Annotated in this window: 14 protein-coding genes; 6 read left to right on the forward strand and 8 right to left on the reverse strand. The window is 30.0% G+C overall.

The window, feature by feature from the left end; translation table 11 throughout:
• Positions 1-4 precede the first annotated feature (4 nt).
• Both PHEL85_RS12140 and PHEL85_RS12145 read left to right on the forward strand, forming a co-directional pair.
• Positions 5-1342, forward strand: coding sequence for a deoxyguanosinetriphosphate triphosphohydrolase (locus tag PHEL85_RS12140; RefSeq protein WP_036825337.1), 1338 nt, complete (start codon positions 5-7; stop codon positions 1340-1342).
• Between the two features lie 42 nt (positions 1343-1384).
• Positions 1385-4150 carry a T9SS type A sorting domain-containing protein gene (locus PHEL85_RS12145; protein ID WP_036825339.1) on the forward strand — a complete coding sequence of 922 codons (2766 nt, stop codon included), beginning with the start codon at positions 1385-1387 and terminating at the stop codon, positions 4148-4150.
• Positions 4151-4198: 48 nt separating this feature from the next.
• Here PHEL85_RS12145 and dxs read toward each other — a convergent pair whose 3' ends face one another.
• On the reverse strand, positions 4199-5968 hold the full coding sequence (dxs, locus tag PHEL85_RS12150) for a 1-deoxy-D-xylulose-5-phosphate synthase (RefSeq protein ID WP_036825340.1): 1770 nt from the start codon (positions 5966-5968) through the stop codon (positions 4199-4201).
• 56 nt (positions 5969-6024) lie between these two features.
• On the opposite strand from dxs, the gene PHEL85_RS12155 reads away from it, so the two are divergent.
• Positions 6025-6474 (forward strand): nucleoside deaminase, encoded by a 450-nt coding sequence (locus PHEL85_RS12155; protein ID WP_036825342.1) that lies wholly within the window; start codon positions 6025-6027, stop codon positions 6472-6474.
• Here the strand turns inward: PHEL85_RS12155 and PHEL85_RS12160 are convergent.
• The 7 genes from PHEL85_RS12160 to PHEL85_RS12190 all read right to left on the reverse strand — a co-directional run bounded on the left by PHEL85_RS12160 (position 6471) and on the right by PHEL85_RS12190 (position 11746).
• Positions 6471-6677, reverse strand: coding sequence for a helix-turn-helix domain-containing protein (locus tag PHEL85_RS12160; RefSeq protein ID WP_036825344.1), 207 nt, complete (start codon positions 6675-6677; stop codon positions 6471-6473). The genes PHEL85_RS12155 and PHEL85_RS12160 overlap by 4 nt on opposite strands.
• 1 nt (position 6678) lies before the next feature.
• Positions 6679-7194: a DUF2975 domain-containing protein gene (locus PHEL85_RS12165; protein WP_036825345.1), complete on the reverse strand. Its 516-nt coding sequence runs from the start codon at positions 7192-7194 to the stop codon at positions 6679-6681.
• A gap of 83 nt (positions 7195-7277) precedes the next feature.
• A complete protein-coding gene (locus PHEL85_RS12170) occupies positions 7278-7712 on the reverse strand; it encodes a LexA family protein (protein WP_036825347.1) in 435 nt (144 codons plus the stop codon).
• Positions 7713-7746: 34 nt separating this feature from the next.
• Positions 7747-8454: an OB-fold nucleic acid binding domain-containing protein gene (locus PHEL85_RS12175; protein WP_052108556.1), complete on the reverse strand. Its 708-nt coding sequence runs from the start codon at positions 8452-8454 to the stop codon at positions 7747-7749.
• Positions 8455-8518: 64 nt separating this feature from the next.
• Entirely contained in the window at positions 8519-8896 is a 378-nt protein-coding gene (locus PHEL85_RS12180; RefSeq protein WP_036825349.1) for a hypothetical protein, read from the reverse strand.
• Between the two features lie 12 nt (positions 8897-8908).
• A complete protein-coding gene (locus PHEL85_RS12185; protein ID WP_036825350.1) occupies positions 8909-10165 on the reverse strand; it encodes a Y-family DNA polymerase in 1257 nt (418 codons plus the stop codon).
• 75 nt (positions 10166-10240) lie between these two features.
• Entirely contained in the window at positions 10241-11746 is a 1506-nt protein-coding gene (locus PHEL85_RS12190; protein ID WP_036825351.1) for a PLP-dependent aminotransferase family protein, read from the reverse strand.
• 68 nt (positions 11747-11814) lie between these two features.
• Between PHEL85_RS12190 and PHEL85_RS12195 the strand changes: the two genes are divergently transcribed.
• The 3 genes from PHEL85_RS12195 to PHEL85_RS12205 all read left to right on the forward strand — a co-directional run bounded on the left by PHEL85_RS12195 (position 11815) and on the right by PHEL85_RS12205 (position 15961).
• Entirely contained in the window at positions 11815-13632 is a 1818-nt protein-coding gene (locus PHEL85_RS12195) for a TonB-dependent receptor plug domain-containing protein (protein ID WP_036825353.1), read from the forward strand.
• A 318-nt stretch (positions 13633-13950) separates the two neighbouring features.
• Positions 13951-14523 (forward strand): hypothetical protein, encoded by a 573-nt coding sequence (locus PHEL85_RS12200; RefSeq protein WP_036825355.1) that lies wholly within the window; start codon positions 13951-13953, stop codon positions 14521-14523.
• 19 nt (positions 14524-14542) lie between these two features.
• Positions 14543-15961: a flotillin family protein gene (locus tag PHEL85_RS12205; RefSeq protein WP_036825356.1), complete on the forward strand. Its 1419-nt coding sequence runs from the start codon at positions 14543-14545 to the stop codon at positions 15959-15961.
• Positions 15962-16228 lie beyond the last annotated feature (267 nt).

A 16228-nucleotide genomic window follows, 5' to 3' on the forward strand; every position in this document is an offset into this window, starting at 1 on the left:
TTCAATGAACTGGGAACAACTCCTTTCTTTAAAACGTTTTGGCGATACACAAAAACGTCCAAGAGCAAAACAAGACGAAACACGTTTGGGTTTTGATGTAGATTTTGATAGAATTATATTTTCATCAGCATTTAGAAGCTTACAAGACAAAACACAAGTAATTCCGTTATCGGAAACAGACTTTGTACATACGCGTTTAACACATAGTTTAGAAGTGTCTGTTGTTGGTAGAACTTTAGGGAGAAGAGCTGGAAAAGTGTTGTTAGAACGTCATCCAAATTTGGTAGAATTAGGATATACTTTTAACGATTTTGGAGCTATTGTTGCTGCAGCTTCTGTAATGCATGATATTGGTAATCCGCCTTTTGGTCATTCTGGAGAAAAAGCAATTGGCGAGTATTTTAAAACAGGAAATGGCTTAAAATACAAAGAAGAATTATCAGAAAACGAGTATCAAGATTTAATAGATTTTGAAGGAAATGCAAATGGATTTAAGATTTTAACAGAAACTAGAGAAGGAGTTTCTGGTGGATTGCGTTTAAGTTATGCAACATTAGGAGCTTTTTTAAAATATCCAAAAGAGAGTCTTCCAAAGAAACCAACAAATCATATTGTAGATAAAAAGTATGGCTTTTTTCAATCTGAAAAAGAAGAGTTTTTAGATGTTGTAGATGATTTAGGAATGAAGCAAAAATCGACTTCAGCGGTTTCATTTTATAGACATCCATTGGCATATTTGGTTGAAGCTGCAGATGATATTTGTTATACAATTATCGATTTTGAAGACGGTATTAATTTAGGTTTAATTGATGAGGAATTTGCTTTAGAATACATGATTAAATTAGTAAAAGATACTATTGATAGTAAAAAATACCATTCACTACAACATAAAACAGATAGAGTAAGTTATTTACGTGCGTTGGCAATTGGAGTTTTAATAAATGAAGCAGTAGATATTTTTTTAGAAAATGAAGAAGCACTTTTAAACGGAACTTTCGATAAATCTTTACTAGACAAGTGTAAGTATGAAGCACAAATTAACGACATCATTAAAATAAGTGTCGATAAAATTTATAAAAGCAAAGAAGTTGTAGAAAAAGAAGTGGCTGGTTATAGAATTATTGCAGATTTATTAGACGTATTTGTAACTGCTTTAAATAATAAGTTTTATGGAAATTCTTCTAATTTTGATAATTTGGTATTAAACTTGCTACCTAAAGAATATCAGACAGAAACGAATAACCTTTACAATAGAATTATGCAAATATGTAGTTATGTTTCTAGAATGTCAGATAGTTACGCAATTAGAATGCACAAAAAATTAACAGGAAATATTATTTAATACATAAAATAAGTCCTTATTTTTAAAAAATAAATGAAAACGATGAAGAAAAAAGTAGTATTTATTTTGGTGGTAATTTTAGGTGTTTGGTTTTTGTGTTTTAATGTTACAAAAGAGTCTAAAATTGAACTAATAAGAAAAAAATATTCAGAATTTAGACAAAATCATCCCTATAATAAAACAAAGGCTTTAACTAAAAAAGAAAGAAAAAAACAAGGGCTTCCACCTAATGCTTACTTTGAGCAAGAATATTTAAATGAATTAAATCCTATTACAGGCAAAACTTATCCAGAAAATATTTTTGAACTTCAAGAAAAATTAACTTCAGAAAAAACTTTAAGTAGAACTCCTGGAGATGAAACAGATAATCCATGGATAGAAAGAGGTCCAAACAATGTTGGAGGTAGAACTAGAGCATTGTTATTTGATCCAAATGATGTAAGTGGTAAAAGAGTTTTTGCAGGTGGAGTTAGTGGTGGATTATGGGTAAATGACGATATTACAGATGCAGATTCTGCATGGCAACAAGTTGGTGTTTCAGAAAATTTAGCAATAACCTGTATTACTGTAGACCCAAATAACTCAAAAGTTATTTACGTTGGTACAGGAGAATCTTATACAAATGATAATGGAGTAGGAAATGGAATTTGGAAATCTACTGATGGGGGAAGTTCTTGGGCAAATGTATTTAATATAACAAGTAGTGATATTAGTAGTAAACTATATTTTGTTAATACTATTTTAGCTTGGAATAACCCTGTAACTAATAAAACAGAAGTGTTTGCTGGTATTGGTGGAGCTTATTATAACTCTGGAAGTGTATGGGCTGGAAGTAGTAATACAGGACTATATAAGACTGTGAATGATGGAGCTAATTGGTCTAAATTAACATTAAATACTCCAGAACAATCACCCTATGAACCAAATGATTTAGAAGTAGGTGCAGATAATACAATTTGGATGGGTACAGAAAGGAATAATTATGGTCATGGTGGAGGTACAATTTTAAAATCTACAGATGGTACTAATTTTACTGTGGAGTACACTATCGCCGATGGAAGAAGGACAGAATTAGCTGTTTCTAAACAAAATTCAAATACGATTTTTGTTTTAGCTAGTGGAGGTTCAACACCAATTTTTATGCTAAAAACAGTTGATAGATTTACAACAACATCAAATATGGCTTTCCCAAATGACGTAGATACTGGAATACCTGCAAATGATTTTACGAGAGGACAAGCTTATTATGATTTAGTAGTTGAAACAGATCCTACTAATGATGCAATTTTGTATGTTGGTGGAATAGATCTATTTAGATCAACAGATAGCGGTAGTTCATGGAAACAAATGTCTAAATGGCATTCAGGAAATCAAGACCATACATATTTTTTAGATAGTAACCTCCCTGTACCAACAGTTCATGCAGATCAACATGTTTTTATATTTCATCCTACAGATTCTAATAAAGCTATAATTGGAAATGATGGTGGAGTGTACTACGCATCTTCGCTAAGCGATGCAGAAGAAACTACCAGTGTGCCAAATACTTCTATTTCTTCAAGAAACAAAGAGTATAATACGTTACAATTTTATACTATTGGAGTAGCTCCTACTACTGCTTTTTCTGGAGATTATTTTTTGGCTGGTGCTCAAGACAACGGAACACAATTTTTTCAGAATTCAAATGCTACTATTGATGGTTCGGTAGATGTTTCTGGAGGAGATGGTGCATATAGTTTCTTTGATCAAGATGGTACCGATAAATATTTTATTGTAAATTATGTTTATAATAATATCATACAATTATATGATTTTAATACAGGTGAATATAGGACTATTAATGAAGAAAGCCCTTCTTCTGGAAATGGAGACTTTATAAATACAGAAGAATTAGATTCAAATTTAGATATGCTTTATTCTAATTATTCTAATGGAACAAATTATATAATAAGTAGGTATTCTAATTTAAAATCTGGTACTGTAATTAAAGTTGATTTAACTAATGATCTGATGGATGCTGCGCCTTCTGCAATGAAGGTCTCTTCTTTTACTACAAATTCATCAACGCTGCTTGTAGGATTAGGAAATGGAAAATTATTAAAAATAAATAACGCAAATGATGCTCTTATATCTTGGTCTGAAATTACAGGACCTGAATTTGTAGGATCTATTTCTGATATTGAATTTGGAATAAGTGAAAATGAAATTTTTGTTACCATGCATAATTATGGAGTTAATAGTATTTGGTACACAAGTGATGGAGGAGTGACATGGGCTTCTAAAGAAGGAGATTTCCCAGATATTCCTGTAAAAACTATTCTACAGAACCCTTTAAGAACAGAAGAGGTTATTATTGGAACAGAACTTGGTGTTTGGAAGACATCAGATTTTACTGCGGATTCACCAATTTGGGTTCAGTCTGATAATGGGATGAGTAATGTAAAAGTAACTGATTTAGATTTAAGAGATGATAATACTATTTTTGCTGCAACATATGGTAGAGGTGTTTTTTCTGGAGAATTTACGGCAGAAACAGCTTCTATAAATAATGTTTTAGCTAACAAAAAAGTATTTACAATTTATCCAACTATTTCAAAAGGAGATTTCACTTTACAAGCTAAAAACTCTTTAGGTAAAACTAAAATGGACATTTTTAATATTACAGGAAAGCAAGTTTATTCTAAAAACATAGATTTTACTTTAGATGAAAAACAAGAAATTTCTGTAAACTTAAATACTGGAGTTTATATTGTAAATATTATTGATGAAAACAATAAAAAATCTTCTAATAAAATAGTGATTGAGTAGTTTTTTACTGAGTTAAACAATAAAAAAAGACGCTTTTAGCGTCTTTTTTTATGATAATACCTTAAAATGATTTGCTAAGCTATGAGCATCTAAACCAAGTTTCATTTGAAGTCTAGAAACACTTCCATGTTCAATAAAATTATCAGGAATTCCTAAAGTCTTAATTTTATGTTGATAATTATTTTCTGATGCAAACTCTAAAATAGCACTTCCAAATCCGCCTTTTATTGTACCATCTTCTATTGTAAAAATAGTAGCGTATTTTTCAAAAATTAGGTGTAATAATTTTTCATCTAAAGGTTTTACAAAACGTATGTCATAATGAGAAAAATTAGATGAATTACCAATTAAATCTAAGGCTTCAGATACATTTTTTGAAATAGTTCCAATAGATAAAATTGCTATTTTGTTTCCTTTTTTTAAACAAACACCTTTTCCAATTTTAATTTTTTCAAAGGGTTGTTTCCAATCAATAATAGTTCCTATTCCTCTTGGATATCGAATTGCAATTGGATTATTTAAACCTAATTGAGCAGTGTATAAAATATTACGCAATTCAATTTCGTTTCTAGGCGCAAAAATAATTAGATTAGGAATGCATCGTAAATATGCCAAATCAAAAACACCATGATGTGTTGCTCCATCTTCCCCAACCAAACCAGCTCTGTCTAAACAGAAAATTACTGGTAAATTTTGTAAAGCAACATCATGAATTACTTGGTCGTAAGCACGTTGTAAAAATGTTGAGTAAATATTACAAAACGGCACTAAACCTTGTGTTGCCATACCTGCAGCAAGTGTTACTGCATGTTGTTCTGCAATACCAACATCAAAAGTTCTTTCTGGGTATTTTTCCATCATAAACTTTAGCGAACTTCCTGTTAACATTGCAGGTGTAATACCAACAATTTTATCATTTTTAGCTGCTAATTCTACAATTGTTTCTCCAAAAACATCTTGATATTTGGTGTATAAATTTTCTTCCTTTTTTATTCTTTCTCCAGAAATTTTATCAAATTTTCCTGGAGCATGATATGTAACTTGATCTTCTTCTGCCTGCTGTAAACCTTTCCCTTTTGTGGTGATAACGTGTAAGAATTTAGGTCCTTTTACAGATTTTAATCTTTCTAATTCTGATAGAATTTTAGGTAAATCATGTCCATCAATCGGACCAGAATAATCAAAATTTAAAGCTTTAATAATATTGTTTTGTACAGCTAGTCTTTTATCAGTTTTAACCTTTGTTAAATATTCTTTTAAGGCACCAACAGCAGGATCAATTCCTATAGCATTGTCATTTAAAATGATGAGTAAATTTGCGTTAGAAACTCCAGCATGATTCAGTGCTTCAAAAGCCATTCCACTTGCAATAGAGGCATCACCAATAACTGCAATATGTTGTTTTTTTGTTTCACCTTTTAAGTTGGATGCAATTGCCATTCCTAATGCCGCAGAAATAGAAGTAGAAGAATGTCCAACTCCAAAAGCATCAAATTCGCTTTCACTTCTTGATGGGAAACCAGCAATTCCACCAAATTGTCTATTGGTATAAAAGTTGTTTTTTCTTCCCGTTAAAATTTTATGTCCATAGGCTTGATGACCAACATCCCAAATTAATAAATCATTTGGAGTGTCAAACAAATAATGAAGTGCAATTGTTAACTCAACAACACCCAAACTTGCTCCTAAATGCCCCTCTTTGGTAGCAATAATATCAATAATGAATTCTCTTAACTCTTTTGCGAGTTGAGGTAATTGTTCTGGATTTAATTTTCTTAAATCTTCTGGATTTGATATGTTGTCTAATAAGTTCTTCATTCAAACACAAAAATACAACATCAAATTTTGTAATATTGGTTTTTATATTCAAAAAAATGATACAACCTTTTGACGATACTTATTTTATGAAAAGAGCTTTACAGGAAGCAGAAATAGCTTTTGATAAAGGCGAAGTTCCTGTTGGCGCTGTTATTGTTTTTAAAGACCAGATTATTGCAAGAGCACATAATTTAACAGAAACATTAACGGATGTAACTGCACATGCAGAAATGCAAGCTTTTACTGCTGCTGCAGATTTTTTAGGTGGAAAATATTTAAAAGAGTGTATTTTGTATGTTACTTTAGAGCCTTGCCAAATGTGTGCAGGTGCAAGTTATTGGGCTCAAATTGGTAAAATTGTTTATGGAGCTTCAGAACCAGAAAGAGGTTTCAAAAACTTAAATACCACTTTGCATCCAAAGACAAAAGTGGTATCAGGAATTTTAGAAAATGAATGTTCTCAGCTTCTAAAACGGTTTTTTATTGAAAAACGAAATTTGAATTAACCTTCTGTATATTCTAAAATATCTGCTGGTTGACAATCTAAAGCCTTACAAATTGCTTCTAAAGTAGAAAAACGAACTGCCTTTGCTTTACCCGATTTTAAGATGGATAAATTTGCGGTTGTAATACCAATTATTTCTGCCAATTCTTTACTCCGCATTTTGCGTTTGGCAAGCATTACATCTAAGTTTACTATGATTGCCATATTATATTGTTAATTCGTTTTCAGATTGAATTTCAATTCCTCTTTTAACTATTTGTGCAAAAATGAAAATGATTCCTGCTAAAAAGATAAAATCACTAGAAAATAAATCGATCGTAAAACGATATTTTTTACCTAAATACTGAACCTGTGTGTTATGTACAATAGCTAAAATCCATAGGTAAAAAATACTATAACTTATTTTCTGCATTAATTTTTGAACATTAAAATTGAATGGTTTTTCTAAGTTTAATCCGCTTAATAACTTGGTGACTAAAAAAGCAATATACGCTTCCACTGAAAATAAAAGAACTTTGTAACCAATAATAAAACTGTATTGTAAAAAACTGTGATTGTAATATTCAAATAAGTTTAAACCTTCATACAGGTTTTTTGCAGCTTCAGGATTTGAAATACTTACAAAATATGAGATTAAAATAGCACCTGTTTTTATGCACAATGCTATAAATACGATCCAAGCAATTACATGCATTACTTTTAATAATTGTTTTGTTTTCATAGAGTTTAGTTTTTACTATTTGACAATGCAAATATATAAAAATTATCGAAAAACAATAATAAAATATTAAAAAAGAGTAATTTTTAAACTTTTTTTATCACACTAGTAACAATTCCCCAAATCATAAAATCATTTTCTTCGGTGATATTTATAATCGGATAATTAGGGTTTTCTGGTTGTAACCAAATTTCATTTTTTTCTACTCGTAAACGTTTTACAGTAAATTCACCATCTAAAAAACAGACAGCAATTTTATTGTTGGCAGGTTCTAAACTTCTATCAATAACCAATAAGTCATTGTCATCTAAACCAGCATCAATCATAGATTGCCCTTTTACTTTCGCAAAAAAAGTAGCGTCTTTGTTTTGAATAAGTTCATCGTCTAAAGAAATTCTTGTTTCTCTAAAATCATCTGCAGGTGATGGAAATCCGGCAGAAATGCCAACATCTACAAATACAGCTCCATTTCCAGAGGAAGTTTTGGGTGTAAAAAAAGTAAGTGTTTTAGATGTTTTCATTTGAATGTAAATTATAACTTTTCTTTAAATATTACTATAAAATAATTGCTTTTTCAATAAGTACCTCATAAGCATAACCCGATCCAAAATCTTTATTCAAGACAACAGTTCCTTTTATAGTAACTACATCACCTATTTTAAACTCATCATTACTCGTAACTGTAATATCATATTTGCCATTTCCTTTTGTTCCATCTTGTAAATGCAGAAAATTAACTCCTAAAATTCCGTTATTAACTTTTACAACCTGTCCTTTAATAATAACCTGTTTATTTTGATACTTTTCTAAGTTTTCAAAAAGTGTTGCAATTCTAATGCCATTTGGAGCTTTTTCAACGTTAACTACGTTTGATTTTCCTTTTTGAAGATTACTTTTTTCAACTTTTTTAACACCATTTTTTTTATCTCGAATACCTTGAGCAAAAATTACGCTTTCAAAAGTTCGTTTTAAACTTTTACTCTCAAATTTTCTCATCTCCATTCCTCCATCATAATAATAAGTAGCTCCTATTTTTATTTGTCTACCTGGAACAGCTACCCAATATTCTTTCTCTTTTTCCAAAACCTTAAGATAAACATATCCTCCAGCTGCTATCTTTTCGAGAACAACAATTTGATGAGTGTTTTGTGAAGTCAAGGTTTCTACAGGAACTTTTTCTTTTTTAGTTTTTGTTTTTTCTGATTCTTTACAACCTGTTAAAAGTCCTATTGTGATTAAAAATATGAGTGTAAAATATTTCATTAGTATGGTTTTCAATTGCTTGCAAATTATAACTTTTCTTTAAACTTATAAGTTATTTATTGGTTTAAAATATTGTTTTACAATCATTACAAATGTGCCTCTTTTTCTCAAAAAAAGGAAACAACATATAAAACACGTTTTTTCTTTGAATTGGAGCAACTAATACTCTGTTAGAATTACATTTTGGGCAAGAAAAATCTTTTCCGCTTTTATCTTTTTGATATGCCCTAATGTTATTGTAGATTTTTGTTGCTTTCTCAAAATCATCTTGATGAACTAATAGTTTTACGCCACCAATTGCATTGCTAATTAAAGGATCTGAATCTATTGTTTTTTCATCCATCAGCATAGTTTGTAAACCTTCTGAATCTAATTTAGATTTTGTCACATGCGCTTCTGTTGAATATTCAAAAACGGCTAAAATTTTATAGTTATTATTCATGAAAAGATATTTCTATTTAACAACAATAACTTCGTTAATATTGGTTGTAAATTTTTTTGATAAACGTTCTTGTCGCATTTTCCAAGTACGGTTTAAATCTTGATTGCCTAATTTAATTTTATCGGATTTAAACTTTTTGTTTAACTTATCAATAGCAGACATTAAAGGTTTGTGTTTTGGATTTTCGTGTGAAAATAAATTCAATTGAAAATTATCATTTGGCACTAAACCAGTAACAATTACACCTGCTCTCTTATATTTAATATTTGACTTGAAAATAGTTTTTACTGCTTCTACAGCAGCATTAGAAATAGTTAAAGTAGAATCTGTTGGGTAAGAGAAAATAATGGTTTTACTTTCTCTGTGTTGTTGTAAATCTTTTTTATGTCTGTCACTAGAAAGTTGTATAATTAGCATATGACAACTCAATTTTTGATTGCGTAATTTTTCTGCACAACTTGCTGCAAAGGTAGAAATACGCTCTTTTATATTATCAATATCAGAATACGTAAACTCAAAACTACGTGTTGTTGCAATCATTTTTTTTGGTGAAACTTCTTCTAACGGAATTTTAGAATTGCCTTGTAAATCTTTTTGTAAACGCCATTCTACAATTGAAAAATTTTTTAAAACCCAATCACTTGGCAATTGTGTAAAATCATACGCAGTTTGACAACCTTTATCTTGCAAGCATTTTTTTAAACGACGTCCTATTCCCCAAACATTTCCAATTTTTGTCCATTTTAATGCTTTAATTCTGTTTTCTTCGGAATCAATTATACAAATTCCTTTAGATTGTTTTAGGTTAGAACGCGCAATTTTATTGGCAACTTTACTCAATGCTTTGGTTGGTGCAATTCCAACGCAAGTTGGTATGCCTGTCCATTTTAAAATTTTGCTTCTCATTTTTGTTGCATATTCCTCTAAATCATAGTTTTCAAAACCATCTAATTTTAAAAAAGATTCATCAATAGAATAGACTTCTATATCTGGAGAAAAATCTGCGAGAATATTCATAACTCTAGCACTCATATCTCCATATAAAGGGTAATTAGAAGATAAAACAGTAATATTATTTGCTTTGCAAAAGGCATCCCACTTAAAAATTGGCGCACCAAAAGGAAGCTCTAATTTCTTAGCTTCATCGCTCATAGAAATTACACAACCATCATTATTGCTTAAAATAGCAACTGGTTTTCCTTGCAATTTTGGGTTAAAAACTCGCTCACAAGAAGCATAAAAATTATTACAATCTACTAGTGCAAACATGCTATAAAAGTATCAAAAAATAGCAGGCAAAATAGCATTGTTAATATCTTAATCTGTTAAAAAATAAGATGAAGGCTAATTATATTTTGTAGAAACTTGGTTATAAGCGCTTTTTAATTTTTTAATTACAGGTTCCATTTCTTCTTCATTTAAATGTCCAAATCCAAAACGAATTGAACAAGTATTTTTATCTTGATAAAGAACTGTTTTTGGTAAAAATAAATCTTTTTTTTCTGCTTCTTCTGCTAGTTTTACTAGTGATATTTGTTGTTGAAATTGTAACCAAATCGCTAGTCCACCAGAAGGAATTTTCCAAGTAGCAATTTCATAAAAATGTTCTGCTAAAAGTTGGCACAAAAAATCGCGTCTTTGTTTGTAAATGACAATGTTTTTTTTCATTAAACGATAAATTTCCCCTTCATTAATTAATTCTGATAACATTTGTTCTTGAATTAAATCTCCCTGTTTGTCTAGTAATTCTAGATAATTTTTTGCTTCTGAAATTAAGTTTTCTGGCGCAACTACAAACCCAGTTTGATAACTTGGAAATAACGATTGACCTAATTTTCCTAAATAAATAATCATTCCATTGGCATCTGCACTTGCCATTGGTAACATAGCAGAACCTTCAAACTGAAAATCGTAATCGTAATCATCTTCAATAATAGCAAATTTAAATTCTTTTGCAAGCTGTAATAAATCTAAACGACGTTTTGCACTTAAGGTTACCATTGTTGGGTAATCTCTATGTGCACAGATATACAAACATCTAATATTTCCTTTTACAAAATGTTTTTTTATGTAATCAATATCTAAACCATCATTATCAACAGGAATTGTTTTGATACTTGCTCCGGCTTGTTGAAAAATCATATTTGCAGCATAATTACTTAAGTTTCCAACCAAAACTACATCGTTTTGTTTTATCAATAATTGAGAAACAATATATAAGCTCATTTCTGTACTACGTGTACTTATTAAATTATTCGGGCTTATATGAAAACCTCTAGTTGCGTTTAAATAATTACATAATTGAGTCTGAAATAAAGAATAATAAGATTCATTGGGTCTGTTCCATTTTTTTATCAACGTTTTTCGTTTCATAGCAGCACTGTACCATCTTGTAAATTCATGAACAGGATGTAAACGTAAGTCCGGTTTTCCATCGTTAATAGAAAAGTTAGTATTGGTTAATTGAACGGTCGATGCTAAATGAAATGATTTTTGAAAAGGAAATCCTGTATTTTTAGGATGTGTATATGCTTCATTTATTTTTTGAGAAGTAGCTTTTATTTTTGCTGTTTTCAAGGCTGGATCTAAAACAAAAGTTCCTTTATTTGGTATGATTTCTACCCAACCTTGAGAAGCCAATTCTTCGTAAATTGCAACTGCAGTATTTCTATGTACTTTTAATAATTGACCTAAAATACGAGTTCCTGGTAATATGGTTCCTTTTGTTAAATATCTGCGTTGAATGGCATTTATAATTTGCTGTGAAACTTGAATGTATACAGGTTGTGCTATTGATTTATCAAAATCAATTAATTGTTTAAAAAGAATATTAACCGGACTATCTATCATTTTAAAACTGGACTAGTTTAATCGTCCGGAAAGTTACGAATTTTACAGCGTTTTAAAATCAAAATAAAATGACACGAAGTAAATTATTAATTATTGCATTTTTAGCATTGTATATGACTTCTTTTTCTCAAGAAAAAAAGGAAGTTCAAGAATTAGATACTGTGTTAATAAGATCTTCTAGAATAGATTTACCTTTTAAAGCGAACTCTAGAACGATTAACGTTATTACGTCTAAAGTTATAAAAAATAGTGCAGCTACTAATGTTGCTGATTTATTACAACAAGTTGCAGGTGTAGATATTAGAAGAAGAGGAACAGCTGGTAGTCAAGCAGATTTATATATTAGAGGAGGTGGTTTTGATCAAACATTACTTTTAATTGATGGGATTAAAATGGATGATTCTCAAACGGGTCATCATACTTTAAATGCTGCTTTACCAATTGAGGTTATTGAGAGAATAGAAATTATTAAAGGTCCTGCAGCAAGAGTTTTCGGTCAGAATGCATTTACAGGAGCAATTAATATTGTAACTAAAAAGAAGTTGAAAAATACAGTTTCTGCAAATATTGAAGCAGGTTCTTTCGGGCAATTAAATGGATCTATAACTGTTGGTAAAGAGTTTGAAAATTCATCAATTATTGCACATGTTGGTGCGCTAACTTCAGATGGATATAGAGATAACTCTGATTATAATAACTACAACTATTTCTTAAAAGGAGTTTTTAATAAGAAAAAACAACCAATAGAGGTTTTGGCTACTTTTTTCGATAAGAAATTTGGCGCACAAAATTTTTATACACCAACTTCTTGGGGATTTAATGAATATGAAGAAACGCAGAGTAGTTTGTTAGGAGTTTCATCAACATTTAGAAATGAGAATTTAAAAATTACACCAAGAATTTATTGGAAAAGAGGGCAAGACATTTTTCAATTAAAAAGAGATGACCCAAGTTTTTATAGAAACTTACACATTACCAATAAAGTTGGTGTAGAAACAAATGCTTCTTATACATCAGATCTTGGGATTACAGGTTTTGGTATTGATGTTTCTAGGGTTTTTATTAGCAGTAATAATTTAGGAAATAGAAATAGAACTATGGCTAATTTATTTTTAGAACATCGTTTTAAGTTTGGTGTTGTAGATATTACTCCGGGTATTGCAGCAACCTACTTTTCAGACTTCAAGTTTCATGTATTTCCTGGGTTAGATATTGGTGCACAATTATCAGATAATTTAAGATATTATTGGAATATTGGTTATACATACAGAATTCCAACATATACAGATTTATATTATAATGATTCTAGTACAACAGGTAACCCTGATTTAAAACCAGAGGAAGCAATTGCACAAGAAATGGGTTTAAAATATACAAATAATAACTTTTTTGCATCGTTTTCTTTGTTTAGTAGAGCCTCAGATAATATTATAGATTTTGTTAGACAAGATGCTTCACAGGCTAAATTTATAGCAACAAATATTGCTCAAGTATATACTCAAGGTTTTGAGTTTGATGCAAATTATACATTTAAAATTAAAGAATTTAATCAATCTTTAGCATTTGGTTATACTTTTTTAGAGGATGATATTAATGATCAGAACAGAAGTTTATCTCGTTATAGATTAAATACGTTAAAACATCATTTTACGACTCGTTTTTCTTCTCAATTATTTAAGAATGTGAGACAAAATATTATTTATAAATATGCAGATCGTTCTGATGGAACAAGCTATAATGTTTGGGACGCTTCTGTAATTGTTGATGTTCAAAAATTTAGTTTTACGGTTACTGCTAATAATATTTTTGATGCAGATTATATAGAATCTGGTTTTTTACCAATGCCATCAAGTACTATTTTATTCGGGTTGCGTTACAGTTTCTAAAGAAGAAGTTATATGTTATTTTTTAAAAGCCTTGATACATTTGTATCAAGGCTTTTTGTTTTTTCTAAAAAATATTAAAAAATTTATGTAACAAATTCACTTTTTAAACTACTAATAATTGAAGCTCAGCCACATTTTAATACTTCAATAATATTATTTCTAGAATAAAAAGGTTGTTAATTGAAGTTTATAATCAACTAAAAAAGTACTTTTAAAAGTTGATTTCAGTAAAAATGAGTTTCTCTTTATATTGATAAAATAAGTCGCTTTATTTAGTCAAAAATCTATATATTTAATCACTTTTAAAACGAACTAGCTATGATGGAATGGTTTCAAGAATTATCGTCTTTTCAAAAGACGTATTGGATAATTACAGGGATTTCTACTTTAATTTTTATTATTGTCTTAATAAGCACTTTTGTTGGTGCAGATGCAGACGATGTTGGTGATGTAGATGCAGAAATCGATGCAGATACAGGTGCTGGTTTTCAGTTTTTTACTTTAAAAAATTTAGTTGCTTTTTTCACCATTTTTGGCTGGAGTGGAATTTCTAGTATAGATGCTGGAAACTCTAAACCTCTTACCATTATTATTTCTTTATTATGTGGTTTAGTAATGATGGCTGTTATGGCAGCAATGTTTTATTACATCAGCAAATTAACTTCTAGCGGAACTTTAAAAATGAAAAATGCTTTAAATTCTATTGGTGAAGTATATTTAACTGTTGGAGCTAAAAGGTCTAAAATAGGAAAAGTACAAGTAAAAGTGCAAGGAGCTTTAAGAGAATTAGAAGCTTTGACAGATTATGATGAAGATTTAACACAAGGAAATGTCATAAAAGTGATTGAAGTAACAAACAATGGAATATTAATTATAGAACCTCAAAAATAAAAAAATTATGCTAAATTTAATGATATTACAAACCAGTCAATTTGCTGGATTAATAGGAATAGGAATTGCAATTCTGTTCATTTTTATATTAATAGTTGCAATGATAAAGCGCTACAAAAGGTGCCCTTCAGACAGAATTTTGGTAGTTTATGGTAAAGTTGGTGGGGGTGAATCTGCCAAATGTATTCATGGTGGAGCTGCATTTATTTTTCCAGTAATTCAAGATTATCAGTTTTTAGATTTAACGCCAATTTCTATTGAAGTAAATTTGGTAAACGCACTTTCTAAGCAGAATATTCGTGTAAACGTTCCTTCAAGATTTACAATTGGAGTTTCTACAGAACCAGGAATTATGCAAAATGCTGCAGAAAGATTACTTGGTTTAGGACAAAGTGAAATTCAAGAATTAGCACAGGAAATTATTTTTGGTCAATTACGTTTGGTTGTTGCATCAATGGATATTGAAGAAATAAATTCTGATAGAGATAAATTTTTAACGAATATTTCTAAAAGTGTAGAATCAGAATTAAAGAAAGTTGGTTTAAAATTAATCAACGTAAATATTACAGATATTGTTGATGAATCTGGTTATATAGAAGCTTTAGGAAAAGAAGCTGCGGCACATGCAATTAACGCAGCACGTAAATCGGTTGCAGAAAAAACCAGAGATGGATCTATTGGTGAAGCAAATGCAGTACAAGATGAAAGAACTCAGGTTGCAGCAGCAAATGCACAAGCAGTAGAAGGGGAAAATACAGCGAAAATTGCAGTAGCAAATTCTGACTCTTTACGTAGACAAAGAGAGGCAGAGGCAGAAAGAGTTGCAATTGCTTCAGAAAAAGTACAAACCGCAAAAGCATTAGAAGAATCTTATGCTGCAGAACAAGAAGCAGAAGTTGCTAGAGCAGAAAGAGAACGTTCTTCTCAATTAGCAGATATTATTGTACCTGCTGAAATTGATAAACGTAAAGTTGAAATTGATGCAGAAGCTACAGCAGAAAATATTAGAAGAATTGCAAAAGGTGAAGCAGATGCAATTTTATTTAAAGCACAAGCAGAAGCACAAGGTTTATATGAGGTTCTTACAAAACAAGCCGCTGGTTTGGATCAAATTGTAAAAGCAGCAGGTAATAATTCTAAAGATGCAGTTTTACTTTTAATTGCTGACAAATTACCAGAATTGGTAAAAACACAAGCAGAAGCTATTAAAAATATTAAGATTGATAAAGTTACTGTTTGGGAAAATGGAGGGGGAAAAGATGGGAAATCATCTACTTCTAACTTTATTTCAGGTATGTATAAATCTGTACCACCATTACAAGAAATGTTTAATATGGCTGGTATGCAATTGCCAGATTATTTAAAAGGAAAAGAAATTTCTTCAGAAGATACTGCTACCGCAGAAGTAATTGAAACTAAAGATAATTTACCTTCTTAAATAGTTTTTTCTAAAATAAAAAAACCACCATTCGAATATTTTGAATGATGGTTTTGTCTTAATTAATTTACCCAAATAATTAGTGAAAATTGTTAATATTTTAAGTTTTGTAGATTAAATAATAATTAAATAGGTATTAGTACCTAGCAATATTTTGTTGATTTTTAGTATTTTGCGAGCGTCTAAACAAATATTACTTATTATGAAAGCTTGCCCAAGATGTAAATCTACATCAAACCACAGAATGAAAAGAGGGGCATTTGTTAA

The organism is Polaribacter sp. Hel1_85, from assembly GCF_000766795.1.
GTDB lineage: Bacteria > Bacteroidota > Bacteroidia > Flavobacteriales > Flavobacteriaceae > Polaribacter.

Excerpts from the sequence above, each read along its gene's own strand:
- PHEL85_RS12200 (WP_036825355.1), top strand. The coding sequence starts at position 13,951 with ATGATGGAATGGTTTCAAGAATTATCGTCTTTTCAAAAGACGTATTGG.
- PHEL85_RS12185 (WP_036825350.1), bottom strand. The coding sequence starts at position 10,165 with ATGTTTGCACTAGTAGATTGTAATAATTTTTATGCTTCTTGTGAGCGA.
- PHEL85_RS12170 (WP_036825347.1), bottom strand. The coding sequence starts at position 7,712 with ATGAAAACATCTAAAACACTTACTTTTTTTACACCCAAAACTTCCTCT.
- PHEL85_RS12155 (WP_036825342.1), top strand. The coding sequence starts at position 6,025 with ATGATACAACCTTTTGACGATACTTATTTTATGAAAAGAGCTTTACAG.
- PHEL85_RS12140 (WP_036825337.1), top strand. The coding sequence starts at position 5 with ATGAACTGGGAACAACTCCTTTCTTTAAAACGTTTTGGCGATACACAA.
- PHEL85_RS12180 (WP_036825349.1), bottom strand. The coding sequence starts at position 8,896 with ATGAATAATAACTATAAAATTTTAGCCGTTTTTGAATATTCAACAGAA.
- dxs (WP_036825340.1), bottom strand. The coding sequence starts at position 5,968 with ATGAAGAACTTATTAGACAACATATCAAATCCAGAAGATTTAAGAAAA.
- PHEL85_RS12195 (WP_036825353.1), top strand. The coding sequence starts at position 11,815 with ATGACACGAAGTAAATTATTAATTATTGCATTTTTAGCATTGTATATG.
- PHEL85_RS12145 (WP_036825339.1), top strand. The coding sequence starts at position 1,385 with ATGAAGAAAAAAGTAGTATTTATTTTGGTGGTAATTTTAGGTGTTTGG.
- PHEL85_RS12205 (WP_036825356.1), top strand. The coding sequence starts at position 14,543 with ATGATATTACAAACCAGTCAATTTGCTGGATTAATAGGAATAGGAATT.
- PHEL85_RS12175 (WP_052108556.1), bottom strand. The coding sequence starts at position 8,454 with ATGAAATATTTTACACTCATATTTTTAATCACAATAGGACTTTTAACA.
- PHEL85_RS12160 (WP_036825344.1), bottom strand. The coding sequence starts at position 6,677 with ATGGCAATCATAGTAAACTTAGATGTAATGCTTGCCAAACGCAAAATG.
- PHEL85_RS12190 (WP_036825351.1), bottom strand. The coding sequence starts at position 11,746 with ATGATAGATAGTCCGGTTAATATTCTTTTTAAACAATTAATTGATTTT.
- PHEL85_RS12165 (WP_036825345.1), bottom strand. The coding sequence starts at position 7,194 with ATGAAAACAAAACAATTATTAAAAGTAATGCATGTAATTGCTTGGATC.